Here is a 23,906-nt window from a genome sequence, read left to right on the forward strand (position 1 = left end):
CGACGACGGCGAACCCGAAACCCCCGCCGACACCGAGGACGACGGCGTCAACGGCGCACCGCTCGCCGACTCCGGCGGGCCCGTCCACCCCGGGGTGTGCACCGACGACGGCCCCGTCTCGCAGGACTGCAGATACTCCCCGACGCCCGCATCGTCACCCGCCCCGGCCGTCCGCTCCGCCGGCGCCACCGGCCCACCCGCCACCCGGCTCGTACCCCCGGCCGGGCCCCCGCCGCCCAGCTGCGCCAGCATCCCCCCGCAGGCCGCGACGACCCCCACCGCGGCCACCGCGCGCGCCACCCGCGCCCGCCGCAGCCGGCGCTGCCCCGCCTGCCGCAGCTCGGCCAGCGGCACCCCGCCCACCGGCACCCGGCTCCCGGCCTGCTCGCTCAGCCGGACGACCAGGTCCTCCTCGAACCTGTCCTCAGCGTCCACTGCCGACCACCTCCCGCTCGTGCCCCAGCTGATGCCGGAGCGTCCTCATCGCCCGTGCCAGATGCGTCTTCGCCGTCGCCAGCGAGCAGGAGAGCTCCTCCGCCACCTGCCCCATCGGCAGGTCGAGGTAGTACCGCAGCACCACCACCGCCCGCTGACGCGGCGGCAGCGCGCCCAGCGCCGCGCGCAGTTGCTCGTCCCGCTCCCCGTTCACCGGCTCCACGCCGGGGACGTCCGGCAGCAGCGGGGTGAGCACCTCCCGCCTGGTCCGCCGCCAGCGCGAGACATGGGCGCGGACCATCGCCTTCCTGACGTAGCCCTCGGCCGCCGCGAGCTCCCGGATCGAGCCGCGCTTGACGTACACCCGGGCCAGGGCGTCGTGCAGCAGGTCCCGGGCGTCGTGCACATCGCCCGTGATCAGGTACGCCCCGCGCAGCAGCGCGGTGTACCGCGCCGCGACGAACTCGTCGAACGGGTCTGGTCCCGGGCCCACCGGCCGGCTCACTCGGCCACCACCCGGTTCGAATCGCGTGTCATACCCTCAGGACGCACCGGCGGACCGAAACGGATGACATCCGCCGGGAAATGACGAAGGGCCGGCGCCCGGACACCCGGACACCGGCCCCACCGTTCGTTTCGACCAGCCGTCAGTCGGAGCCGGGCACTCCCGCCCGACGCCGCTTCAGCCACAGGGCCGCCCCGCCCGCCACGACCACCAGGCCGCCGCCGACCGCGACCAGACCCGCCTCGCCGCCGACCGAGCCGCTCAGCACCGGGGCGAAGTCGGCCGACACCGGGGCCGGGGAGGACGCGACACCCGAGTCCGTCTCCGCCACCGACTCCGCATGGGCGACACCCGCACCGGACAGCAGCACCCCCGCCGCACCCACGACGCCGACGGCACCCGCCGCGCCCGTACCCACCCGGCGGCCGAGCTGCCTGAGCCTTACCACCCGGACGCGCCGCAACCGCTGCATCCGCCGCAAACCCCGCATCGAGAACTCCCCAAGAACCCCTTCGCGTACGGGATCGACGGTAGCCGATCCGCGTTGCCGTACCGGGCCGTACACCGGTGCCGGAGCCCAAGCGTTGTACGACCGTTGCGCATCAGCCCCGCCCCACCGGCCCGGTGACCACATGTCAGGACCGGCGCCGGGCGCCGGCGTCAGGTGTTGTAGACCGACTGCGCGCGCTCCAGGCCCTCCGACAGCAGCGACTCCACGGCGTCCGCCGCCCGGTCCACGAACCAGTCGAGTTCCTTGCGCTCGGCACCGGAGAAGTCCTTCAGCACGAAGTCGGCGACCTCCATCCGGCCCGGCGGGCGCCCCACCCCGCAACGCACCCGGTAGTACTCCCGGCCCAGCGCCTTGGTGATCGACTTCAGGCCGTTGTGCCCGTTGTCCCCGCCGCCCAGCTTGAGCCGCAGCGTCGCGTAGTCGATGTCCAGCTCGTCGTGCACGGCCACGATCGCCGAGGTCGGCGCCTTGTAGAAGTCCCGCAGCGCCGTCACCGGACCGCCCGAGAGGTTCATGAAGGTCATCGGCTTCGCCAGCACCACCCGCTGCCCCGCCAGCCGCCCCTCGGCGACCTGAGCGCGGCTCTTGTGCGCCTTGAACTTCGCGCCCATCCGCTGCGCCAGCAGGTCGGCCACCATGAAGCCGATGTTGTGCCGGTTGCGGGCGTACGTCTCGCCCGGGTTGCCCAGCCCGGCCACCAGCCAGGGGCCGGTGTACTTCTCCTCGTCGCTCATCCCACGCTCCTCACTCGCTGAACCGATCATCCCGGACACACCGCTGCCGGACCTACCGCTGCCGGACACACCGCTGCCCCGGACTCCCCCACCAGGGGGACCGGGGCAGCGGTCTCAGACAGTGCGCGGGGCTCAGGCCTCGGCGCCGGCCTCGGCCTCGGCGGCCTCGGCGTCGGCGTCGGCCTGCGAGGCCTGGGCGCCGATGACCTGGAGGACGACGGCGTCGGCCTCGACGGCCAGCGTGGTGCCCTTGGGGAGCTCGATCTGACCGGCGGTGACGGAGGCACCGGCCTCCAGGCCCTCGACCGAGACGGTGACGGACTCGGGCAGGTGGGTGGCCTCGGCCTCGACCGGCAGCGCATTCAGGACGTGCTCGAGCAGGTTGCCGCCGGGGGCCAGCTCGCCCTCGGTGAGAACCGGGATCTCGACGGTGACCTTCTCGCCGCGCTTGACCAGCAGCAGGTCGACGTGCTCGATGGTGCGCTTGATGGCCTCACGCTGGACGGCCTTCGGCAGCACGAACTCGTCCTTGCCCTCGATCGGCACGACCAGCAGGGCGTTCGGGGTCTTGAGGGCCATCATCAGGGCGTGGCTCGGCAGGTTCAGGTGAACCGGCGCGTGGCCGTGGCCGTAGACGACACCGGGGACGAAGCCGGCACGGCGGGCGCGACGGGCGGCACCCTTGCCGAACTCGGTACGGGTCTCAGCGTCAAGGCGGATCTCGGACACGACTGCACTCCTCGTGGAAGAAACGGGCGCGGGGGTGCAGGCAACGCGAAAAACCGCCGGGACCACACCCTCAAACAACTGGGGGGTACTCGGCGGCGTACGACTCTGCGAACGACCGGAAACCGGCCGCAGCAGCGCGTCGATCACGGAGCGGGCACCCGAGAACGGGCACACGGCATCCCTCGCCGAGCATTCTCAGGAGTCTAACCGCTCCCCGGCCCCACCGCGAAATCGGGAGCGGCCCCGGTCCACGAAGGACCGGGGCCGCCGGGGCCGCACAACGAGGCGATCGTCAGTGCACACCCTCGAACAGGCTCGTGACCGAACCCTCCTCGAACACCTCGCGGATCGCGGCCGCGATCGACGGCGCGATCGACAGCGTGGTGATCTTGTCCAGCTGGAGCTCCGACGGGGTCGGCAGCGTGTTCGTGAAGACGAACTCACTCACCCGCGAGTTCTTCAGCCGGTCCGCGGCGGGACCCGACAGCACCCCGTGCGTCGCCGCCACCAGCACATCCGCCGCACCGTTCTCGAACAGCGCGTCCGCGGCCGCACAGATCGTGCCCGCCGTGTCGATCATGTCGTCGACCAGGACACAGACCCGGCCCTCGACATCACCGATGACCTCGGCCGACAGGATGGTGTTCGCCTGCGTCATGTCACGACGCTTGTGGATGATCGCCAGCGGCGCACCCAGCCGGTCACACCACTGGTCCGCGACCTTCACCCGGCCCGCGTCCGGCGAGACCACCGTCAGCTTCGAGCGGTCCACCTTCTCGCCCACGTAGTCCGCCAGCATCGGCAGCGCGAACAGGTGATCCACCGGACCCGAGAAGAAGCCCTGGATCTGCGCGGTGTGCAGATCCACCGCCATGATCCGGTCCGCACCGGCCTGCGCCAGCAGGTCCGCCATCAGGCGGGCCGAGATCGGCTCACGGCCCAGGTGCTTCTTGTCCTGGCGGGCATAGCCGTAGAACGGGACGATCGCCGTGATGCTCCGGGCGGAAGCCCGCTTCAGAGCATCGATCATGATCAGCTGCTCCATGATCCACTGGTTGATGGGAGCCGTGTGGCTCTGCATCACGAAGCAGTCGGCGCCACGCGCCGAATCCAGGAAACGCACGTAGATCTCGCCGTTGGCGAAGTCCAGGGCCTTGGTCGGGACGAGCTCGGTGCCCAGCGCCGCGGCCACCTCCTTCGCCAGCTCAGGGTGGGCACGGCCGGAGAAGAGCTTCAGCTTCTTCTCACCCGACGTCGTGATCCCGCTCACTGCACCGTCTCCTCGCGTTGCTTACGCACATGAACCCGCCCCGCCGCAGGCAGGCAGACGCCTGAGAGCGATGAGAGTCGGGGATTGGCGGTACGCCTCGGCACGGGCCGTAAGCCCAATGGCGCACGTATGTACTCCAGGTTACGCGCCCGCCAGGAAAGCGTCCGCTCCGGGACCGCCCCTCGGACACCCGCCAACCCCGCCCCGAGGCCACACCCACGGCACCTCAGGCCTCCGCGGGCCCCCCCGCCGCAGCCGCCTGCGCCGCCTCGGCCGACGACGTACCCGGACGCTTGCGCGCCACCCAGCCCTCGATGTTGCGCTGCTGCGCCCGGCTCACGCCCAGCGCACCCGCCGGCACATCGTTGGTGATCACCGATCCCGCCGCCGTGTACGCCCCGTCCCCCACCGTCACCGGCGCGATGAACATGTTGTCCGACCCAGTCCGGCAATGCGCCCCGATCACCGTCCGGTGCTTGTTCACCCCGTCGTAGTTCACCGTCACCGAAGCAGCACCCACATTGCTGCCCTCACCGATCGTGGCATCCCCGATGTACGACAGGTGCGGCACCTTCGCACCCTCACCCAGCTCCGAGTTCTTGATCTCCACGTACGTCCCGACCTTCGCCCTGCGCGCCAGCCGCGCCCCGGGCCGCAGATACGCGTACGGACCCACCGAAGCACCGTCCCCCACCTCCGCACGATCCGCCGTGGTGTTGCTCACATGCGCCCCCGCACCCACCCGCGTGTCACGCAGCGTCGAGTTCGGACCCACCTCGCAGCCCTCACCCAGATGCGTCCCCCCGTGCAACTGCGTGTTCGGCAGCACCACCGCATCCGGCTCGTACGACACCTGCACGTCGAACCACGTCGACGCCGGATCCACCACCGTCACACCCGCCCGCATCGCCCGCTCCAGCAGGCGGTCGTTCAACAGCCGACGCGCCTGCGCCAGCTGCACCCGGTCGTTGATCCCCAGAATGTCCCGGTAGTCCGCCGCCACCACCGCACCCACCCGGTGACCACTCTTCCGCAGGATCTCCAACGTGTCCGTGAGGTACTCCTCACCCTGCACGTTGTCCGTCGTCACCCGGCCCAGCGCCTGCGCCAGCAGCTTCGCATCGAACGCGAACACCCCCGAGTTGATCTCGGTGATCGCCCGCTGCGCGTCCGTCGCGTCCTTCTCCTCGACGATCGCCGCCACCGCGCCGTCCGCCTCGTCCCGCAGGATCCGCCCGTACCCGAACGCGTCCGGCACCACCGCCGTCAGCACCGTCACACCGTTGCCCTGCTCCGCGTGCGCCCGCGCCAGCGCCGCCAGTGTCCCACCCGTCAGCAGCGGCGCGTCACCGGTGGTGATGATCACCGTGCCGTCCAGCCGCGCCCCGTCCGCCGCCAGCGCCTCCAGCGCCGTACGCACCGCGTGACCGGTGCCCTTCTGCTCCGCCTGCACCACCGCCCGCGCCGCCGGGTACTCCGCGGCCAGGTGCTCCTGCACCTTCTCCCGCATGTGCCCGACCACCACGACCAGCTGCTCCGGGGTCAACTCCTGCGCCGCCGCCACCGCGTGGCCCACCAGCGACCGCCCGCACACCTCGTGCAGCACCTTGGGCAGGCTGTTCGACTTCATCCGCGTCCCGCCGCCGGCGGCGAGCACAATGACAGCGGCAGGGGAATTGGCACTCACGCGGAGGCTCCTCGATCGGGTTCACAGAGAGGGCAGAGCAGCCCGAGACCCAGATCCGCACATCCGCGCCTCGGCGGTTCGAGGATAGTGCGAGGCCGGACGGCAAGCAGACAGCCCCCGACCCTGCTGCACGCTGGGCCGGGGGCTGCTCGCGCTGTGCTCCCGGAGGAGGATTCGAACCCCCATAAGCTGGACCAAAACCAGCTGTCCTGCCCTTAGACGATCCGGGACGGACACTCCGATCGACCCTGTCGCCAGGGCTGCGTCCGCCTAGCCTACGGGGTACGGGGCTCCGCATCTACCACCATTCCTGACCACCACCCCTCGATCCGCCGGTAGAGATCCGCGCAGCCGAGCACGTTGACGGACAGGCAGCCGTGGTGGTTGACCCCAATGTTCTTCCGTGTCGTTGTGGGGTTGTGCCGCTTGAGTGTCGCTCGCTGGAGGAAGTCGGTCGGCACGCCCGCGATCTGGGCCCAGTAACGCTCGGCCGAAGTGACATCCGCCGACTCGTGAATCGCCACCCTCAGTCGCCATCGGTCCTGCTCCACCCCCAGGAGGCGAAGCCACCTCAGGTAGAGCTGGATGACCTGCGGATCACTGTTGATGAACCGCACTCTCTCCCGGCGGTCGTACTCCTTGTCCTTGCCGCCCTCAGCCCAGTAGAGCGCCACGCCGAGCACGAAGAGATCCCGCTCACTGAGTGGTCCGACCTCGGCCCTCGCCGTCGCCTTCGTCCTTGCACGGTGCTCTTCCCGCCTCGCCATGGCGGCCGCAAGCCGCTCCTTGCCGCGGTACGCCCTGGCTCTGCGGGGCGGCTTCGGCATGTCCCGCACCCAGAGGGATATCGAGCTCTTCGACACCCCCAGGGCCGCCTGGATCTCGTCGTACGTCCGGCCCTCGCCGCGGAGGCGCCGGGCTGCTGCCTGCTGTTCGGTCTTCGCTCGCATGGGGGGATTCTGTGCAGGCGCGGCGGTCGTTACCGGTGGGTTCAGACAGGGTCCATCCAGTCGAGTGAATTTGCTAAAGCCCAGTTCGGATCCCCCTCCCGCTACTTCCCTTCCGGATGCCGGGCAACCTACGATGCCGTAAGTTACGCCTTCGTAGGCTCGCTCTCCTCCCTCAGGGACTCCCCATGACCATCCAGGCCAGCGAAGCGCGCGCAGACTCCGCGCCCGACCCCGACCCCAGACTCCTCTCCGCCACCCGCGGTGGCGAGAAGCAGGGGGCCGCCGAGCGGATCACGCTCGCCCTGTTCATCGGTGTGCCGTTCCTGGCCCTGGTCGCCGCCGTGCCGGTGGCCTGGGGGTGGGGGCTGGGCTGGACGGATCTCGCGATCGCGACCGTCATGTACTTCACCGCGTGCCACGGCATCACGATCGGCTATCACCGCTTCTTCACCCACGGCGCCTTCAAGGCCAACCGCACCCTGACCCTCGCGCTGGCGATCGCCGGCAGCCTGGCGATCGAGGGGCCGCTGGTGCGCTGGGTGGCGGACCACCGCAAGCACCACCGGTTCAGTGACAAGGAGGGCGACCCGCACTCGCCGTGGCGCTACGGCGAGAGCGTCCCCGCCCTGCTCAGGGGTCTGTGGTGGGCGCACATGGGCTGGCTCTTCGACGAGGAGCAGACCCCGCAGCTGAAGTACGCGCCCGATCTGGTGCGCGACCCGGCCATAAGGCTGATCTCCCGGCTGTTCTGGCTCTGGACGCTGATCTCGATGCTGATCCCGCCGCTGGTCGGCGGTCTGGTCTCGATGTCCTGGCAGGGTGCGCTGTCGGCGTTCTTCTGGGGCTCGCTGGTGCGGGTGGCCCTGCTGCACCACGTGACCTGGTCGATCAACTCGATCTGCCACGCGATCGGCGCGCGGCCGTTCAAGTCGCGGGACAGGTCCGGCAACGTGTGGTGGCTGGCGGTGCTCTCCTGCGGTGAGTCGTGGCACAACCTGCACCACGCGGACCCGACCTCGGCCCGGCACGGGGTGCTGCGCGGCCAGGTGGACTCCTCGGCTCGGCTGATCCGCTGGTTCGAGCTGGCCGGCTGGGCGCGGGACGTCCGCTGGCCGGACGCGGAGCGGATCGCCGCCCGCCGCGCCGCATGAGGCGGCGCCTGCAGCATGATGTAGGGGTGAACGGGAGCAGCGGAGACAGTGCAGACGGCCACCGGACCTCGCGGACGGGGGCCGCGCCGGGCGCGGCGGCCCGGCCGCGGTCCGCTGCCCCGGCGGCCCGCCCCCGGGGTGGTCGGGTCCGGATGACCGGGAAGCAGCGGCGGGAGCAGTTGCTGGAGATCGGTCGCTCAGTGTTTGCCGAGCGGGGGTACGACGGCACGTCGGTGGAGGAGATCGCCGAGCGTGCGGGGGTGTCGAAGCCGGTGGTGTACGAGCACTTCGGGGGCAAGGAGGGGCTGTACGCGGTCGTGGTGGACCGGGAGATGCAGCTGTTGCTGGACATGGTGACGGGGGCGTTGACGGGCGGGCATTCGCGGGAGCTGCTGGAGCAGGCGGCGTTCGCGTTGATGGATTACATCGACACGTCGACGGATGGTTTCAAGATTCTGGTGCGGGATTCGCCGGTGGCGCAGTCGACGGGGACGTTCGCGTCGCTGATCAGTGATATCGCGACGCAGGTGGAGGACATTCTGGGGCTGGAGTTCAAGGCCCGGGGGTTCGATGCGCGGTTGGCGCCGATGTACTCGCAGATGCTGGTGGGGATGGTGGCGTTGACGGGGCAGTGGTGGCTGGAGGTGCGTAAGCCGCAGAAGGCGGAGGTGGCGGCGCATCTGGTGAATCTGGCGTGGCACGGCCTGGAGGGTATGGAGCGGCATCCGACGCTGGTGGGGGAGCGCAAGGCGTAGCCCGCCGGGCTGCCGGGGTGGCCGGCGGGCTTGGACCCCGGCTGGTCCCGGCCTGAGGACGTGACTGAGGCCCTGACTGAAGCCCCCGCCTGGGGTTCGGGTGGGCCTTGCGGGCGGGTTCAGGTGCGTGTTGCGACGGCGAAGATGCGGCGGAACGGGAAGACGGTGCCGTGTGGGCCTGCGGGGTAGGCCTGGTCGAGCAGGGTGCGGTACTCGGTGAGGAAGGCCGTCCGGTCGGCGGGGCCGGTGAGCCGGCTGAGGACGGGGCGCAGGGTGGTGCCCTTGACCCATTCGAGGACGGGGTGGGGGCCGGTGAGCAGGTTGTAGTAGGTGGTCTCCCAGAGGTCGACGGTGCAGTGGGCGGCTGTGAGGGTGTCGAGGTAGTCGGTGGGGTGGTGGGTGCCGGCGGGGGTGGTGTCGTGGCCGAGGGTGGGGTTCCAGCGGGGGCTGTGGCGGAGTTCGGTGAGCAGGGTGTGGCTGGGTGCGTCGAAGTTGCCGGGGACCTGGAAGGCGATGGCGGCGCCGGGTTTGAGGGCGTGGGCCCAGGTGCTCAGGAGGTCGAGGTGGCCGTCGACCCACTGCAGGGTGGCGTTGCTGAGGATGAGGTCGGGGGCGGTCGGGGTGGGGTCGTAGTCGCGGGCGTCGGCGAGCAGGTAGTGGGCATCGGGTTCGCCGTGGGTGCGGGCGGTGGCGAGCATGTCGGGGGAGTTGTCGATGCCGGTGAGGTCGGCGTGGGGCCAGCGTTGCCGGGCGGCGGCGGTGGAGTTGCCGGGGCCGCAGCCGATGTCGTGGATGACGGGGGTGTCGGCGCCGGGGAGGGTGGGGACGCGGGCGAGGAGTTCGTGGACCGGCCTGGTTCGTTCGTCGGCGAAGCGCAGGTACTGGGTGGGGTCCCAGTGGGGTGTCGTCATGGCCGCACCTCTCAGGTCTCTTGACGTCAAGATATTCACTCGCAGCCTGCTCCTGGCATTTCTCGATGTCAAGAGACTTCACATCGACACATCCCCCGATACACTGATCGTCATGGAGGACGAGGTCGACCGCCTGGTCGCAGCATGGCGCCGAGAGCGCCCCGACCTCGACGTGGAACCACTTGAGGTGCTCAGCCGGGTCAGCAGACTCGCCCGGCACCTCGACCGCGCCCGCCGCACGGCCTTCGCCGAGCACGGCCTGGAGCCGTGGGAGTTCGACGTTCTGACGGCGCTTCGACGGGCCGGCCCCCCCTACCAGCTCTCCCCCGGACAGCTGCTCACCCAGACGCTGGTGACCTCCGGGACGATGACCAACCGGATCGACCGCCTCACCGGCAAGGGCCTGGTCAAGCGCCTGCCCGACCCGGACGACCGGCGTGGCGTCCTGGTGCGGCTGACCGACGACGGCCGCGACCGCGCCGACCAGGCACTCGCCGGGCTGCTCGCCCACGAGCGGGCGCTGCTGGCCGAGCTCACGGCCGGGCAGCAGGGCGAACTGGCGGGGCTGCTGCGCCGGCTCGTCGCACCGTTCGACAACGTCCCGGGCTGAGCCCCCGCGCTCCGCCGCCCCTCCCGCTCCCGCCTCCTCCTCGCGGGCGCGGCCCCGCCGGCTGCTCCACCCCGGTGTCGGCCGCCCGGGCGACCCGCGAGCGGCCCGCGCGGTCCGGCTGCACCCCGCGCCCAGCCCTCAACTCACCCTTCGGGCAAGGACGTCCGCCGATCGGGGCGCACTCCGCCGGCCCGGCCCGCCGGGCCGCAGGTGCGGCGGGCCGCCGGGTGGATCGCGGCGCCCGGTGATCTGCTGGAGACCCGGCCGGATGCCCGACGCGGACGAAGCCCTGCACTGTGGGCGGCCCGGCACCAGCCACCCACCTCCCAGGGAGAGACCTTGCTGAGATTCCCACGCCGCGCCGCCCTCGGCGCCGCGGCGGCCGCGCTGGCCCTGTTCGCCCCGGCCCCGGCGACCGCCGTCGCCCCGCCGCTCTCCGATCCGCACATCATCGCGCACTTCGACAAGTCGCTTGGGCAGTTGCCGGAGAACCTGGCGCTGGAACCGGACGGCTCGGCCGACCTGACCTTCGTCGGCAGCCGGCAGATCGTCCGGGTCACCCTCGCCGGCGATCTCACCACGCTGGCCCAGCTGCCGCCCACCTCGGCGCCCGTCACGCCGGTGATCGGCATCGCGGCGCCCACCGGGATCGACCGGGCGCACGACGGCACGCTGTACTTCAACTACGCCACCGGCACCGCGGAGCTCCAGGGCGTCTGGCGGCTGGTCCCCGGCGGCACGCCCGAGCGGATCGCGGCGCTGCCGCCGAACGGCCTGCCCAACGGGCTGGCGCTGGACGAGCACGCCGGCGTGATCTACTCCGCGGACTCGGTGCTCGGCACGGTCTGGCGGATCCCCCTCGCCGGTGGCACGGCGACCGCCTGGGCCACCGGGCCGGAGCTGCTGCCGACCACCTTCATCGGCGCCAACGGTCTCAAGGTGCACCACGGCGCCGTCTGGGTGAGCAATTCCGACCAGGGCACCCTGCTGCGGATCCCGCTCTGCGACGGCGGATCGCCGGGGCCGGTCTCGGTCCGGGCCTCCGGGCTGCCCGGGATCGACGACTTCGCCTTCACCGGGCACGGTGACACGGTGCTCGCCGCGATCAACCCCTCCAGCGAGCTGGCGCTCGTGACGCCCGACGGCGACCACCACATCGTGCTCACCGCCGCGGACGGCCTGTCCAACCCCTCCGCCGTCGCGCTGCGCGGCCGCACGGTGTACGTCACCAGCCCCGCCTTCAACACGGCGGACCCCAACCTGCTGCTCGCCCGGATCACCCGGTACGACCGGACCGACGGCTCCGACAGCTAGGCGCCGGGCCCCGGGCCCGCGCTCAGAACCCGTCCGGGTACGGGCTGCTGAGCGCGGGCACCGGGGCCTCCTGCGGGGTGCGGTAGCCGGGCAGCAGCTCGGCCAGGCGCCGGCGGACCTCCGGGTCGCAGTTACCGGCGGCCGCCTCGTACAGGCCGGTCAGGCCGCCGGCCAGGTCCTCGGGGCCGGCCGTGTGCTCGGCGACGGTGGCGTAGATCCGCGCGTGCGCCGTCGGCAACCGCTCCTCCCCCTCCGAGAACAGCGCCTCGTTGAGCTTCTCCCCCGCGCGCAGCCCCGTGTAGCGGATCTCCACCTCGTCGGCGGCCAGCTGCACCTGCTCGGCGAAGTTGTGCACCAGGTCGACGATCCGTACCGGCTCACCCATGTCGAGGACGAACACCTCCCCGCCGCGCGCCATCCGGCCGGACTCCAGCACCAGGCCGACGGCCTCCTCGATGGTCATGAAGAACCTGGTCACGTCGGGGTGGGTGATGGTGACCGGGCTGCCGCTGCGCAGCTGCTCGGCGAGCACGGAGAGCAGGGAGCCGCGGGAGCCGAGGACGTTGCCGAAGCGGACGGCGGAGAACACCCCGGTGCCGAGGTTGCGGGCGTCGCGGGCGTTGGCCTGGACGATCAGCTCGGCGAGGCGCTTGCTGGCGCCGAGGACGGAGGTCGGGTCGGCGGCCTTGTCGGTGGAGATCAGGACGAACCGTTCGACGCCGGTGGCGAGGGCGGCCTCGACCAGGTGGTCGGTGCCGAGCACGTTGGACTTCACGGCCTCGCTGGGGTGGCGTTCCAGCAGCGGCAGGTGTTTGTGCGCGGCGGCGTGGAAGACCACCTCGGGTTTCAGGTCGCGGAAGATCTGCTGGATCCGGGGGCGGTCGCGGATGTCGGCGATCACCAGGGAGTCGTCGGTGAGCAGCGCCTCGCCCCAGATCTCCAGCTGGAGGCGGTGCAGGTTGGACTCGTCGTGGTCGAGCATGTAGAGCTCGCTCGGGCCGAAGGCGTGGACCTGGCGGCAGAGTTCGCTGCCGATGGAGCCGCCGGCGCCGGTGACCAGGACGCGTCGGCCCTCGATCACCGCGCGGACGTCGGAGGAGACGACGTGCACCTCGTGGCGTCCGATCAGCCGGTTGACGTCCAGGCTGCGCATGTCGGAGCCGACCACCTCGCGGCGTAGGGCGGAGAGGAAGGAGGGCAGGTAGCGGACGGCGGCGCCGGCGGCCGCGGCGGCGGTGGCGAGGGCGCGGACCCGCTGCGGGGCGAGGCCGGGGATGGCGAGGGCGACGACCTGGGCGCGGTGGTGGACGGCGAGGGCGGTGAGGTCGGTGAGCGGGCCGAGGACGGGGACGGCGTCGACGAGGCGTCCGGCCTTGGCGGGGTCGTCGTCGAGTAAGCCGATCGGGGTGAGGCCGAAGTCGGGGGTGCGGTGCAGGTCCCGGACCAGCGCGGTGCCGGCCGACCCCGCCCCGACGACCAGCGTGCGCAGGCCCGCCGTCGGGCCGTGCTGCCTGGTATGAACCGAATTCGGGCGTGCGGGATTACTGTTCGGCGACATCTGTCCTCCGGTTTTCCCTGACCTGACGGAGTCGGTACCTGGGTGGTGCGGGGCTGGTCAGCCGACGCCGGGCGCTGCGGTCGAGGCGACGGACGGCGGTGCGGTGATCGGGGCCGGCTCGGCGGGGCCGACGCCCGCCCGGCGGGCGACCGCGACGGCGGCGAGGGTGGAGTGCACCCCGAGCTTGCCGAGGACGTTCTGCATGTGGGTGCGCACGGTGTGCGGGGAGAGGTAGAGCCGTTCGGCGACGGCCTGCCGGCCCAGGCCCGCGACCATGCAGCGCAGGACCTGCTTCTCCCTCGGGGTGAGGGTGTCGACGAGCCGTTCGCTCTCGGTGCGGTCGCGGCGGGCGTTGGTGAGTTCCCTGATCACGCCGGTGAGGAGGGCGGGCGGGAGGTGGGTCTCGTCGCGCAGGACGCCGCGGACGACGGCCATCAGGCGGCTGAGGGAGCTCTCCTTGGCGACCCAGCCGCCGGCGCCGGCGTGGAAGGCCCGGGCGGCCCGGCGCGGGTCGTCGGCGGCGGCGAGGACGATGGCGCGCAGGCCGGGGTGGTTGCGGCGGGCCCGGGCCAGCAGCGTGATGCCGTCGGCGGCGGGGCCGTGCGGGGGCGCGTGGACGGGCGCCGGGGGCTGGGCGGGCGCGAGGCCGGGGCGGGCGTCCGCCCGGACCTCACTCCGGAACTCGTTCCGGGAGTCGCCTCGGACCTCGGCGCGGGTGTCGCTCCGGGTGTCGCTCCGGAGTTCGGTCGTGGCCCTGCGCGGGGGCGGGACGGAGGGCACCGCACGCGGCCGGCCGGAGCCGAGGTCCGCGTCGATCAGGACGATGTCGAAGGCGCGGCCCTCCGCGGCGGCCCGCTCCAGTGCCCGTTCGGCCGCGGTCGCACTGCCGGCCGCGCCGACCTCGACATCGGGCTCGGCGGCGAGTGCCGCGGCCAGCGCCTCGGCGAAGATCCGGTGGTCGTCGACCACCAGGACGCGGATCCGCCCCATCGTCACTTCCCCCCTGCTCAGGCGCCGACCCCCACCGGTACCGGAATCAGCGTACGGGGCGGGGGACGGCTCGGTGGGGGTTTGGTGAAGTTTCCCGCGGCGGCGGCGGGGACGGGCGAACTCACCTGGGGCACACTCGACTTGGGGCCCCTGGGGCAGGAGTGACGACAGCGTCTCCGGGGCCGCGAGGGGCCGCTCGGCCGACGCGGCGCGGGCGGTGCGGCGGGCGCCGGCGGTGCGGCGGGCGCGGCGGGCACGGCCGGTGCGGCGGGAACCGCTCAGCCGGTGCCGCCGACGACCGGTCAGCCGATGCGGCGGGCGCCCGCCGACGGGACGGCGGTGAAGGTGCGCGGCTCGGCATGGCCGGCGTCCCGGAAGGCCGCGGTCACCGCCTCGGCCACCTGGTCGAGCGCGTACTGCGCCACCAGCGCGATGACGGAGCCGCCGAACCCGCCGCCGGTCATCCGGGCTCCGAGCGCGCCGGCCGCGACGGCGGTGGCGACGGCGAGGTCGGTCTCCGGGCAGGAGACCCGGTAGTCGTCGCGCAGCGAGGCGTGCCCGGCGGTGAGGATCGGGCCGAGGGCGGCCGCGTCACCCCGGTCCAGGTGCTCGACGGCCTGCCGGACCCGGCCGTTCTCGGTCACCACGTGGCGTACCAGCGGCCCCAGTTCGGCCGGCAGCCGGCCGAGGGCGGTGTCGAGGCCGTCCGCGGGCAGGTCGCGCAGCGCGCGCAGGCCGAGCAGTCCGGCCGCCCGCTCGCAGCCGGCCCGCAGCCCGGCGTAGGCGCCGTCGGCGAGGTCGTGCTTGACCCGGGTGTCGATGACCAGCAGCCGCAGGCCCTGCGCGGCGAGGTCCAGCGGTACCTGGCGCTGGGTGAGGTCGCGGGTGTCGAGGAAGAGCGCCGCGCCGTCGGCGCAGCACATCGAGGCCATCTGGTCCATGATCCCGCAGGGCACGCCGGCGTAGTCGTTCTCGGCCCGCTGGGCGATCAGGGCGAGGTCGGCCGGGGCCAGGGCGAGGTCGTAGAGGTCGTTGTAGGCGGCGGCGACCGCGCATTCCAGCGCTGCCGAGGACGACAGCCCGGCGCCGGTGGGGACGTCGCTGTCGATGAGGATGTCGGCGCCGCCGACGGCGTGCCCGGCGTCCCGAAGGGTCCGGACGACCCCGGCGGGGTACTTGGTCCAGCCCCGGGTGCGGGCGCCGGTGAGCAGCGGGAGGGGGATCTGCAGCGGCAGCCGGGCCTGGACGCTGTAGAGGCGCAGGACGTCGTCCTCGCGCCGCCGGACGGTCGCCCTGGCCGCGTGCGGCAGGGCGATCGGCAGGACGAAGCCGTCGTTGTAGTCGGTGTGCTCGCCGATCAGGTTGACCCGGCCCGGCGCCGCCCACGTTCCGTCGGGGGCGGCGCCGAACACCTCGTAGAACTGCGTCACTTCGTCCTTTCCAGGGTGAACGCCCAGGCGTCCGCGACGATCGCGTCGAGCTCCGGGCGGCTGGGGCGCCAGCCGAGGGCGTCGTGGGCGCGCTGGGCGGAGGCGACCAGGACGGCCGGGTCGCCGGGGCGGCGCTCGGCGGTGACGACCGGGATCTCCCGGCCCGTCACGCGCTTGACCGACTCGATGACCTCGCGGACCGAGAAGCCGCTGCCGTTGCCGAGGTTGCAGATCAGGTGCTCGCCGGGCTTGGCGGCGTCCAGGGCCAGCAGGTGGGCCTCGGCGAGGTCGGCGACGTGGATGTAGTCGCGGATGCAGGTGCCGTCGGGGGTCGGGTAGTCGTCGCCGTAGACGGCGATGTGCGGGCGCTGCCCGAGCGCGGCCTGGAAGACCAGCGGGATGAGGTGCGACTCGGGGTCGTGCCGCTCGCCGTACGCGCCGTACGCGCCGGCCACGTTGAAGTAGCGCAGGCTGACGGCGGCCAGCCCGTGGGCGGCGGCCTCGCTGGTGATCAGGTGGTCGACGGCGAGCTTGGTCGCGCCGTAGGTGTTGGTCGGGGAGGTGCGGGCGGTCTCGGCGATCGGGACGATCTCGGGCTCGCCGTACACGGCGGCGGTGGAGGAGAAGACCAGCTTGCGGACGCCGGCCTTGCGCATCGCGGCGACCAGCTCCAGCGAGCCGGCGACGTTGTTGCGCCAGTACTTCTCCGGGTCCGCGACCGACTCGCCGACCTGGGAAGAGGCCGCGAAGTGCAGGACGCCGTCGAAGGAGGCGTCGAGTACGTCGCCCGCGTCCTGGATCCGGCCGCGCACGAAGTCGGCGCCGGCCGGCACGCCCTCGCGGAAGCCGGTGGAGAGGTCGTCCAGGACGGTGACCTGGTGGCCCGCCTCCAGCAGGTGGGCGGCGACGACGCCGCCGACGTAGCCGGCGCCACCGGTGACCAGGTACTTACTCATTGTGCGACCTCCCGCAGGCGATGCGCCGCCGCCTCCGGCGACACATCGTTGATGAACGCGTCCATGCCGGATTCGGTCCCGGCCAGGAACTTGAGCCTGCCCACCGTACGACGGATCGTGAACAGCTCCAGGTGCAGGGCCAGCTCCTCGCCGTGGAGTGCCGGTGCCTGGTGCCAGGCCGCGATGTACGGCGTCGGTTGGGCCCGCTCATTGTGCCCCGGATCGGCGTCGGGGCCGTCCTCGGTGAAGATCCGGTCGAAGCGTCGCAGCAGGTCGAGGTAGATCCTGGGGAACTCGGCGCGCTCGTCCTCGGTGAGGCGGGTCAGGTCGGCGACCCTGCGGTTGGGCTGGAGGTGTACCTCGTACGGCCAGCGTGCGGCGAAGGGCACGAACGCCGTCCAGTGCCGGCCCGTGATCACCACCCGTACGGGGTCGGCGTGTTCGGCGGCGAGGAGGTCCTCGAACAGGTTGCGCCCGGTGCGGGCCCGGTGCTCGGCGGCGCGCTCGATCATCCGGGCGGTGCGGGCGGTGACGAACGGGAAGGCGTAGATCTGGCCGTGCGGGTGGGCCAGGGTGACGCCGATCTCGGCGCCGCGGTTCTCGAAGCAGTAGACCTGCCTGACACCGGGGAGGGCGGAGAGTTCGGCGGTGCGGTCCGTCCAGGCGTCCAGCACCCGGCGGGCCTTGGCCTCGCCGATGCCGGCGAAGGAGGCGTCGTGCTCGGAGGTGAAGCAGACCACCTCGCAACGGCCGATGCCGGGGGCGGCGCGGTACGGCGACGGGGTGGTGGCGGGGGCCTGGCCTGCGGGATCGACGGGGTGGACGAGGTCGGCCGGGTCCCCTTCGAAGGCTCCTGCGCTGAGAGACGGGAAGCGGTTCTCGAAGACCACCACGTCGTAGTCCTCGGCGGGGATCTCGCTGAGGCGGCCCTCGGCGCTGGGGCAGAGCGGGCACTGGTCGGCCGGGGGGTGATAGGTGCGGGCCTGGCGGTGCGCGGCGATGGTGACGTGGTCGCCGGTGGTCGGGTCGCGGCGGACCTCGGCCCGGTCGGCCGCCGGCTCCAGCGGCCGGCGGTCGACGGCCTCGCGGGGGGCCGCGCCGTCCTCGTCGTAGTAGATGAGTTCGCGGCCGTCCGCCAGCTTGGTGGTGGTCTTACGCACGCCCTGGATCTCCTGCCGCTGTGCGCCACATGTCGAACATAATTGAACGAGAACCCCCAACAGTCAACACTCCCGCGTACGCGGGCGGCTGGCGGCTGGCGGCTGGCGGCTGGCGGCTGGCGGCTGGCGGCTGGCGGCTGGCCCAGGATTCGGGCCCGGGCTCGGGCGCGCGCCCGGGCTCGCGGGCATGGATTGGACGCCCGGGCTCGGGGAGCGCGGCTCAGTCGCGGGCGACGCGTTCCAGCAGGCCGGTACGGGCGGCCACGGCGGCCGCCTCGAGTCTGGTGCGCGCACCGAGCTTCATCAGGACCCGCTGGACGTGGGTGCGCGCCGTACTGGAGGCGATCCGCATGCCGGCCGCGATCGCGTGGGTGTCCTCGCCCTCCGCGATCCGCGCCAGCACCTGCACCTCACGGCGGGTCAGCAGCCGCAGCAGCCGCAGCGACTCGTCGTCCGGCTCCGCCGCGGGCCGCAACAGCCGCTCGAACGCGCCCTGCAGGACGTCCACCGCGACGGCGGCCTCCCCGGCGCGCACCCGCGCGATGGCCCGTTCGACCACCTCGATCCGCTCGTCGCTGCGCACATAGCCGGCCGCCCCGGCCGCGAAGGCCGCTGCCACCCCGCGCAGTTCGCCGACCGGGCCGAGCACGATCACCGACACCTCGGGCCGTTCCCGGCGGATCCGCCGCAGCGCCTCGAAGGCACCGGGCTCCCCCGGTGCGGCCACGCCCAGCAGGCACACCTCCGGCCTGCGGGCCACCACCAGGTCAGCGGCCGCGCCGCCCGGCGAGCCGACGGCGAGGATCCGGTGTCCGCGCAGCTGGAGGGCGGTGGCCAGTGCCTCAGCCAGCAGCCGGTGGTCGTCGACCACCACGAGCCGAACGCCCAAGGCGCCCCTCCCACCAGTCCGGTCCGGCCGGCGCCCGCACCGGACTGCGACGGGCCGCCAATGACGCACCATCACAGCGCATTCCGTACCCGACCCGCCAGACCGCGTACCCGCGCCCGGTCCACGGCCTTGACGAGGGTACGCAAAAGACCCCCGCCAGAGGCGAGGGTCTTGCTTGTGGAGCCCCCATGCGGAATCGAACCGCAGACCTTCTCCTTACCATGGAGACGCTCTACCGACTGAGCTATAGGGGCGAACTGGCCGAACAAGGAAGACAGTACACGGCCTCCGGGCCGAAAGTGAAATCGATGCCCCGGCGGACCCGGCCACTCCTCGCCCACCCCGCGCTCACTCCTCCGCGGCTCCGGCGTGCAGAGCGTCGAACTCCTCGCGGGCCGCGAGCATCCGCTCGGTGTTGAGCTCCGTCCAACGCCCGATCGGCGTCACCAGCGCGGCCAGCTCGCGCCCCGGCGACAGCAGGTCGTACACCACCCGGGGCGGAGTCTGCGGGTGCACGGTGCGCCGCACCAGACCGTCCCGCTCCAGGGTGCGCAGCGACTGGGTGAGCATCTTGCGACTGACCCCGTCGACCGCCCGCTGAAGCCCGGAGAAGCGCTGCGCGCCGAGCTCCGCCAGGCACATCAGGATCAGCAGCGACCACTTGTCGGCAAGCTCGGCGAACATCGCCCGGCTCGGGCAGAGCTGCGCGAAGACGTCGAGCGCCTGCTCCTGGCCTCGGCCCGCGCCCTGACCCTCGCTCTGCCGGTCCTGCTCCCGCTGCTCCTGCGTCGTCATGACTCCCAGGGTACCGGCAAGGTCTCCATCGAGCACTTGGTAACCAGGAGAGACTTGGTCTATATTCGAGACCGAGAGCGGCGCCCGTCCGTCCGCACCGCTCTCGACCTCTGCCGTATCCCCCTGCGTTCAGGAGTGCCTCCGCCATGACCACCACTCGTCCGACCGTCGCCATCGCCTTCCACTCCGGCTACGGCCACACCGCCGTCCTGGCCGAGGCCGTCGCCCGCGGTGCCGCCACCGCCGGTGCCGACGTCGTCCCGATCGCCGTGGACACCATCACCGACGAGCAGTGGGCGCAGCTGGACGCCGCCGACGCGATCATCTTCGGCTCGCCCACCTACATGGGCACCGCCTCCGGCGCCTTCCACGTCTTCGGCGAGGCCAGCAGCAAGCGCTGGTTCACCAACGCCTGGGCCGACAAGCTGGCCGCCGGCTTCACCAACTCCGCCTCCAAGAGCGGCGACAAGTCCTCCACCCTGGCCGGCTTCCAGGTGCTCGCCGCCCAGCACGGCATGCACTGGGTCAACCTCGGTCTGAAGCCGGGCTGGAACTCCACCACCGCCAGCGAGAACGACCTCAACCGCCTCGGCTTCTTCGCCGGCGCGGCCGCGTCCACCCCGTCCGACGGCGGCGTGGACGCCGTGCACAAGGCCGACATCGCCACCGCCGAGCACCTCGGCGAGCGGGTCGCCCGGCACGCCGAGGTCGTCCTGGCGGGCCGGGCCGCCCTCGCCGCGCGCGGCTGAGCGACCCGCTCCGCCTCGCACCCCCACGCCGTCACGCTGGTACGCCGTCACGCGTCGCCCGTCACGCCGCCGGGTCCGTACCCGGTACGGCTGCCCGGCGGCGTCCGGTGTCCGGGTGCGGCCGCGCCGTGAGGTCCGCGCCGCTGGTCTCGGGCAGCAGCCGCACACAGAGCAGCGCGACCAGGCCGAGCCCCGCCAGGTACCAGCCGGCGGGCTCGGCCGTGCCGTACGCCTCGGTCAGCCTGGTCGCCAGCAGCGGCGTGGTCGCCCCGCCGATCACACCGCCGAGGTTGTACGTCAGCGCGGCTCCGCTGTAGCGGACCCGGGTCGGAAACAGCTCGGGCAGGTACGCGGCGACCGGCCCCAGCAGCAGTCCCAGCACCACCATCGCGCCCGCCAGTCCCAGGAACATCAGCGGCGTCCGCACCGTCTCCAGCAGCGGGAACAGCACCAGCGACCAGCCCGCCGCCAGCAGCGTGGCGACCTGGAGGGTGCGCCGGCGCCCCCAGACGTCGCTGCACCGGCCGCTGAACCAGACCGCCACCCCTTTGCCGACCGCCCCGACCAGCAGCATGCCCAGCACCAGGCTGCTGGAGGCGCCCAGCCCCGTGGTCGCGTACGCCAGCGAGTACGTCGTGGTCAGGTAGAACAGCGCGTACCCCACCGTGATCGCGCCCCCGCCGAGCAGCACCGCCCGGCCGTGGTCGCGCAGCACCTCCACGGCGGGCGTCCGGGCCCGGTCGGCCTCCGCCCTGAACAGCGGCGTCTCGTCGAGCCGCAGCCGGACGAACAGGCCCACCGCCACCAGGGCCAGCGAGGCCAGGAACGGCACCCGCCACCCCCAGCCGATCAGCGCGGCCTCGTCCAGCGACCGGGTGAGCAGCAGGAACACCCCGTTGGCGAGCGCGAACCCGACCGTCGGCCCGAGCTGGAGATACGCGCCGTACCGGCCGCGCCTGCCGGGCGGGGCGTTCTCGGCGATCAGCAGGGCCGCGCCGCCCCACTCACCGCCCAGCCCGACGCCCTGGCAGATCCGAAGCACCACCAGCACCACCGGCGACCACCACCCCCAGGCGCCGTACCCCGGCAGCAGCCCGACGGCCGCCGTCGACAACCCCATCAGCAACAGCGACACCACCAGCGTCGCCTTGCGGCCGAGCCGGTCCCCGAAGTGGCCGAACAGCAGCGCCCCCAGCGGGCGCGCCAGGAACGCCACCGCGTAGACCGAGAAGGCCGCCAGCAAGGCGCCCACGCTGCCCAGTTCGGGGAAGAAGACCTTGCCGAACACGAGCGCTGCTGCTGTTCCGTAGATGAAGAAGTCGTAGAACTCGATCGCGGTGCCGATGAAGGCCGCACCGGCGGCCCGTCTCAACTCGGCGGCGGGGACGGGGACTGGGACTGGGACTGGGACAGAGTCGGGGACAGGGGCAGGGCCGGGGTGCTCACTGGTCTCACGGCTCTCGTGGGTATCCATACCGCCACATTGGAGACGTTCCGGGGCATGCCGACAGCGGCCACCCGAGTGACGGCGGTGCACTCTCGGGGCGTGCGGACACCCGTGCACGCTCCCGCGCCGCCACCACGCCGCCAGCGCCGCTCCGCCACCGCCAATCCGCACGGACCCGGACCGCCCCTGGCCGGCCGTGGCCGGCCCTTCGCGGCGACCCCCGCGACCGACCTACGCGGTGATCCGCAGCGCGCCGACGCCCTCGGCGTCGGCCAGCAACAGGATGCCGTCCGGCGTGACATCCGCCCCCGCGAGCGGACCGGCCGAGAGGAACACCGCCACCGGCCGGTCACCCGTACGCGCCCAGATCCGCAGCTCGGCGGCGCCCGAGCCACCCGTACCCGGCTGCGCCGCGGTGAGCGCGTACCGGGCGTCGGCCCGCGCGCCCTCGCTCGGCGCGGCCAGCCGCTCCGGGAACGGCAGCGGCGCCCCGCTCACCGCGTCGTACCCGGCCAGCTCGGTGCCCTCCACCGCCGGCAACGCGACCAGCACCGCGGGCGAGCCGTCCGGCGCGTACGCGGCGCCCACCGCGGTGACCTCCGGCAGCGACTGCCACCAGAGCGTGCGCCACGGCAGGCAGGGGCCGAGGTCGAGCTCCGGCAGACCCTCCCGGTGCCAGGCGTGCTCCAGCAGCCCGGCCCGCACCGCCGGGCCGGCCTCCGCGCCGATCAGCAGCGGGGCGAGCCGCAGCCAGGTTCGGGCCTGCGGCGGCACCTCCACCCGCCGGCTCACCAGGCATTCCACGGCGGCGCGCAGCACCACCTGCGGGGAGTGCAGCAGGAAGCCGGGGTCGGCCAGCAGCTCGGGCAGCTGCCCGGCGGCCAGGGCGTGCCCGGTCAGCAGCTCCCGGACGGCGGGGTCGAGCGCCGCCCACCGCTGCGGCCCGCCGCCGGGCACGGCGTCCAGCAGAGCCCGGGTGATCCTCCGCTGGGCCTCCCGCACGGCGGTGCCGAGCCCCTCGCGTACCTCGGCCCCGACGGCCGGGTGCAGCAGCCTGACTGCGGGCTCCCCGCCGTCCTGGCCGCCGCTGTGGCTGCTGCTCGGCCCGCCGTCCGCCGCGCCGCCCCGGGTGCCCGCCCCGACCGGCACCACGAACGGCGCCACCAGCGCGTGCCCGTCCAGCAGCGCCACGGAGAGATCCCGCCCCGCCACGGCGGACGCCAGCCGTACCCAGAGCGAACGCGGGAGCGCCGCGCCCTCACCCGCCAGCGCGAGCGGGACGAGCAGCCTGCGCAGCGTCAGTTCGTCGGCGCCGCAGCGGGCGGCGTGCAGCGCGATGGCGTCGGCGACACTCGCGGGCAGCTCCTGCGGGGTGGCCGGCCGGGCGGACTGCGGATCGTCGTGGTCCGGCGGGACGCTGCGCAACGACCGGGCGGCGAGACGCACCACCAGCGGGCTGCGCGCCGTTCTCGCCAGCGCGGCGGCCAGGCCCGCCCGGGTCCGGTCCCCGAGCTCGGCCTGAGCCTGCGCCGTCAGGGCTCCGCGGTCCGCCCACCGCTCCTCGTCCAGGTCGAGCACCGCGACCTGGCCCGGCGGCAGCTGATCGGCGAGCCAGTCGGCCTGCGGGCGAGGCAGGTCGGCGAGCAGCCGTACCCCCGGTGACTGGGCGAGCGGGCTGAGCACCGACCGGGTCGCCTTGGCCGCCTCGTCGAACTCCCGCAGCACCCCGACGCGGTCCACGTCCAGCACCACGACGGCGACCGGCGCGTCCTCGTCCAGCCCGGCGAGCCGCTCGTACACCTCGGCGGTGGCACCCGCCCCGGGGACGAGCCCGTCCGCGACCCGCCCGAGCAACTGCGCCGAGGTGAGCCCGGCACCGCCGACCACCAGCGGGCGGCTCGTCCCGCCGCCGAGGAAGTCCGTGATCAACCGGGTCCGCCCACTACCCGGGCCGCCCGTCACCAGCAGCACCCTGGGCGCCCCCGGCCCACCGAGCTGCCAGGCGCTCAACTCCCCCAGGGCGGCGGCGCGGCCGCCCTGGTCAGCCTGTGGGTGCCGGTTCGGGTGCGGCTGGTGGCCGACGGTGCTCGGGGCGGTCATTCCCACTCTCTCCCTCGTCGCGATGGAGGTCATCGCGGCACGGGACACCCGCACGGCGACCACACCCCGTGCCCTGCCCCCGCACAACCGGCAACCCCCCACGGCCCACCCGGAGGTGACCTGTCTGCCGCTCAGCGTAGTGCCAGCAACGCCCCCCATCCGGCAGCGGGGCCGCATCCCCCTGCGCGGGCATGTTGAGTATCCGAACTCATGCGGGCCACCCGAAGTGGCCGCTAGCTTTGGTCGGCCGCACACAAACGGGCGGTATCC

General features: G+C 73.0%; 22 protein-coding genes, 2 tRNA genes and 1 pseudogene. 5 read left to right on the plus strand and 20 right to left on the minus strand.

The features are described from left to right. The 9 genes and pseudogenes from ACIBH3_RS01845 to ACIBH3_RS01885 form a co-directional block, all read right to left on the minus strand. A pseudogene (locus ACIBH3_RS01845) lies at positions 1-435 on the minus strand (hypothetical protein); the annotation flags it as partial. Beyond that, the gene (locus ACIBH3_RS01850; RefSeq protein ID WP_396309853.1) at positions 425-928 is read right to left on the minus strand and encodes a SigE family RNA polymerase sigma factor; all 504 of its coding nucleotides are present in this window, start codon (positions 926-928) and stop codon (positions 425-427) included. The gene ACIBH3_RS01850 and the pseudogene ACIBH3_RS01845, both read right to left, overlap by 11 nt. A gap of 154 nt (positions 929-1,082) precedes the next feature. Continuing rightward, on the minus strand, positions 1,083-1,430 hold the full coding sequence (locus ACIBH3_RS01855) for a hypothetical protein (RefSeq protein WP_396309854.1): 348 nt from the start codon (positions 1,428-1,430) through the stop codon (positions 1,083-1,085). A 170-nt stretch (positions 1,431-1,600) separates the two neighbouring features. After that, on the minus strand, positions 1,601-2,185 hold the full coding sequence (pth, locus tag ACIBH3_RS01860; protein ID WP_396309855.1) for an aminoacyl-tRNA hydrolase: 585 nt from the start codon (positions 2,183-2,185) through the stop codon (positions 1,601-1,603). A gap of 132 nt (positions 2,186-2,317) precedes the next feature. Further along, entirely contained in the window at positions 2,318-2,914 is a 597-nt protein-coding gene (locus ACIBH3_RS01865) for a 50S ribosomal protein L25/general stress protein Ctc (RefSeq protein ID WP_396309856.1), read from the minus strand. A gap of 292 nt (positions 2,915-3,206) precedes the next feature. Beyond that, entirely contained in the window at positions 3,207-4,184 is a 978-nt protein-coding gene (locus ACIBH3_RS01870; RefSeq protein WP_396309857.1) for a ribose-phosphate diphosphokinase, read from the minus strand. A 226-nt stretch (positions 4,185-4,410) separates the two neighbouring features. Further along, positions 4,411-5,871 (minus strand): bifunctional UDP-N-acetylglucosamine diphosphorylase/glucosamine-1-phosphate N-acetyltransferase GlmU, encoded by a 1,461-nt coding sequence (glmU, locus tag ACIBH3_RS01875; protein ID WP_396309858.1) that lies wholly within the window; start codon positions 5,869-5,871, stop codon positions 4,411-4,413. 159 nt (positions 5,872-6,030) lie between these two features. Then, positions 6,031-6,101: transfer RNA gene (locus tag ACIBH3_RS01880), tRNA-Gln, on the minus strand. Positions 6,102-6,146: 45 nt separating this feature from the next. Then, a complete protein-coding gene (locus ACIBH3_RS01885) occupies positions 6,147-6,821 on the minus strand; it encodes a hypothetical protein (RefSeq protein WP_396309859.1) in 675 nt (224 codons plus the stop codon). A gap of 185 nt (positions 6,822-7,006) precedes the next feature. Here ACIBH3_RS01885 and ACIBH3_RS01890 point away from each other — a divergent pair, with 185 nt between their 5' ends. Both ACIBH3_RS01890 and ACIBH3_RS01895 read left to right on the plus strand, forming a co-directional pair. Next, positions 7,007-7,972 carry an acyl-CoA desaturase gene (locus tag ACIBH3_RS01890; RefSeq protein ID WP_396309860.1) on the plus strand — a complete coding sequence of 322 codons (966 nt, stop codon included), beginning with the start codon at positions 7,007-7,009 and terminating at the stop codon, positions 7,970-7,972. A gap of 8 nt (positions 7,973-7,980) precedes the next feature. Further along, on the plus strand, positions 7,981-8,727 hold the full coding sequence (locus ACIBH3_RS01895) for a TetR family transcriptional regulator (RefSeq protein ID WP_396309948.1): 747 nt from the start codon (positions 7,981-7,983) through the stop codon (positions 8,725-8,727). Positions 8,728-8,846: 119 nt separating this feature from the next. Here the strand turns inward: ACIBH3_RS01895 and ACIBH3_RS01900 are convergent, their stop codons facing one another. Then, the gene (locus ACIBH3_RS01900; protein WP_396309861.1) at positions 8,847-9,638 is read right to left on the minus strand and encodes a methyltransferase domain-containing protein; all 792 of its coding nucleotides are present in this window, start codon (positions 9,636-9,638) and stop codon (positions 8,847-8,849) included. A gap of 112 nt (positions 9,639-9,750) precedes the next feature. Between ACIBH3_RS01900 and ACIBH3_RS01905 the strand changes: the two genes are divergently transcribed. Beyond that, positions 9,751-10,248 (plus strand): MarR family winged helix-turn-helix transcriptional regulator, encoded by a 498-nt coding sequence (locus tag ACIBH3_RS01905; protein ID WP_396309862.1) that lies wholly within the window; start codon positions 9,751-9,753, stop codon positions 10,246-10,248. A 339-nt stretch (positions 10,249-10,587) separates the two neighbouring features. Next, positions 10,588-11,562, plus strand: a complete 975-nt coding sequence (locus tag ACIBH3_RS01910; RefSeq protein ID WP_396309863.1) for a hypothetical protein — start codon at positions 10,588-10,590, stop codon at positions 11,560-11,562. 22 nt (positions 11,563-11,584) lie between these two features. On the opposite strand, the gene ACIBH3_RS01915 is transcribed toward ACIBH3_RS01910, so the two are convergent. The 8 genes from ACIBH3_RS01915 to ACIBH3_RS01950 all read right to left on the minus strand — a co-directional run bounded on the left by ACIBH3_RS01915 (position 11,585) and on the right by ACIBH3_RS01950 (position 19,340). Then, a complete protein-coding gene (locus tag ACIBH3_RS01915; protein WP_396309864.1) occupies positions 11,585-13,120 on the minus strand; it encodes a polysaccharide biosynthesis protein in 1,536 nt (511 codons plus the stop codon). Between the two features lie 57 nt (positions 13,121-13,177). Beyond that, positions 13,178-14,110 carry a LuxR C-terminal-related transcriptional regulator gene (locus tag ACIBH3_RS01920; protein WP_396309865.1) on the minus strand — a complete coding sequence of 311 codons (933 nt, stop codon included), beginning with the start codon at positions 14,108-14,110 and terminating at the stop codon, positions 13,178-13,180. A 302-nt stretch (positions 14,111-14,412) separates the two neighbouring features. Next, a complete protein-coding gene (gene galK, locus ACIBH3_RS01925; protein ID WP_396309866.1) occupies positions 14,413-15,540 on the minus strand; it encodes a galactokinase in 1,128 nt (375 codons plus the stop codon). Beyond that, positions 15,537-16,496 (minus strand): UDP-glucose 4-epimerase GalE, encoded by a 960-nt coding sequence (gene galE / locus ACIBH3_RS01930; RefSeq protein WP_396309867.1) that lies wholly within the window; start codon positions 16,494-16,496, stop codon positions 15,537-15,539. Before galE ends, galK begins: the two co-directional genes overlap by 4 nt. Continuing rightward, positions 16,493-17,656, minus strand: coding sequence for a galactose-1-phosphate uridylyltransferase (gene galT / locus ACIBH3_RS01935; RefSeq protein WP_396309868.1), 1,164 nt, complete (start codon positions 17,654-17,656; stop codon positions 16,493-16,495). Before galT ends, galE begins: the two co-directional genes overlap by 4 nt. A 220-nt stretch (positions 17,657-17,876) precedes the next feature. After that, on the minus strand, positions 17,877-18,545 hold the full coding sequence (locus ACIBH3_RS01940) for a LuxR C-terminal-related transcriptional regulator (RefSeq protein ID WP_396309869.1): 669 nt from the start codon (positions 18,543-18,545) through the stop codon (positions 17,877-17,879). Positions 18,546-18,723: 178 nt separating this feature from the next. Continuing rightward, a tRNA-Thr gene (locus tag ACIBH3_RS01945) sits at positions 18,724-18,799 on the minus strand. A gap of 94 nt (positions 18,800-18,893) precedes the next feature. Beyond that, the gene (locus ACIBH3_RS01950) at positions 18,894-19,340 is read right to left on the minus strand and encodes a winged helix-turn-helix transcriptional regulator (RefSeq protein ID WP_396309870.1); all 447 of its coding nucleotides are present in this window, start codon (positions 19,338-19,340) and stop codon (positions 18,894-18,896) included. A 146-nt stretch (positions 19,341-19,486) separates the two neighbouring features. Here ACIBH3_RS01950 and ACIBH3_RS01955 point away from each other — a divergent pair, with 146 nt between their 5' ends. After that, complete coding sequence (locus tag ACIBH3_RS01955; RefSeq protein WP_396309871.1) at positions 19,487-20,089, plus strand: flavodoxin family protein; 603 nt, start codon at positions 19,487-19,489, stop codon at positions 20,087-20,089. 61 nt (positions 20,090-20,150) lie between these two features. Here the strand turns inward: ACIBH3_RS01955 and ACIBH3_RS01960 are convergent, their stop codons facing one another. After that, on the minus strand, positions 20,151-21,461 hold the full coding sequence (locus tag ACIBH3_RS01960; RefSeq protein WP_396309872.1) for an MFS transporter: 1,311 nt from the start codon (positions 21,459-21,461) through the stop codon (positions 20,151-20,153). Positions 21,462-21,767: 306 nt separating this feature from the next. Further along, complete coding sequence (locus tag ACIBH3_RS01965) at positions 21,768-23,636, minus strand: ATP-binding protein (protein WP_396309873.1); 1,869 nt, start codon at positions 23,634-23,636, stop codon at positions 21,768-21,770. Positions 23,637-23,906: the final 270 nt, after the last annotated feature.

Origin of the sequence: Kitasatospora sp. NPDC050543, assembly GCF_044457565.1 — a bacterium.
Taxonomy (GTDB): Bacteria; Actinomycetota; Actinomycetes; order Streptomycetales; family Streptomycetaceae; genus Kitasatospora.

What these genes read in the sequence shown, in the direction of transcription:
- ACIBH3_RS01855 (WP_396309854.1), bottom strand. Translation starts at nt 1,430, where the DNA reads ATGCGGGGTTTGCGGCGGATGCAGCGGTTGCGGCGCGTCCGGGTGGTA.
- pth (WP_396309855.1), bottom strand. Translation starts at nt 2,185, where the DNA reads ATGAGCGACGAGGAGAAGTACACCGGCCCCTGGCTGGTGGCCGGGCTG.
- ACIBH3_RS01885 (WP_396309859.1), bottom strand. Translation starts at nt 6,821, where the DNA reads ATGCGAGCGAAGACCGAACAGCAGGCAGCAGCCCGGCGCCTCCGCGGC.
- ACIBH3_RS01890 (WP_396309860.1), top strand. Translation starts at nt 7,007, where the DNA reads ATGACCATCCAGGCCAGCGAAGCGCGCGCAGACTCCGCGCCCGACCCC.
- ACIBH3_RS01900 (WP_396309861.1), bottom strand. Translation starts at nt 9,638, where the DNA reads ATGACGACACCCCACTGGGACCCCACCCAGTACCTGCGCTTCGCCGAC.
- ACIBH3_RS01905 (WP_396309862.1), top strand. Translation starts at nt 9,751, where the DNA reads ATGGAGGACGAGGTCGACCGCCTGGTCGCAGCATGGCGCCGAGAGCGC.
- ACIBH3_RS01915 (WP_396309864.1), bottom strand. Translation starts at nt 13,120, where the DNA reads ATGTCGCCGAACAGTAATCCCGCACGCCCGAATTCGGTTCATACCAGG.
- ACIBH3_RS01920 (WP_396309865.1), bottom strand. Translation starts at nt 14,110, where the DNA reads ATGGGGCGGATCCGCGTCCTGGTGGTCGACGACCACCGGATCTTCGCC.
- galE (WP_396309867.1), bottom strand. Translation starts at nt 16,496, where the DNA reads ATGAGTAAGTACCTGGTCACCGGTGGCGCCGGCTACGTCGGCGGCGTC.
- ACIBH3_RS01950 (WP_396309870.1), bottom strand. Translation starts at nt 19,340, where the DNA reads ATGACGACGCAGGAGCAGCGGGAGCAGGACCGGCAGAGCGAGGGTCAG.
- ACIBH3_RS01955 (WP_396309871.1), top strand. Translation starts at nt 19,487, where the DNA reads ATGACCACCACTCGTCCGACCGTCGCCATCGCCTTCCACTCCGGCTAC.
- ACIBH3_RS01965 (WP_396309873.1), bottom strand. Translation starts at nt 23,636, where the DNA reads ATGACCGCCCCGAGCACCGTCGGCCACCAGCCGCACCCGAACCGGCAC.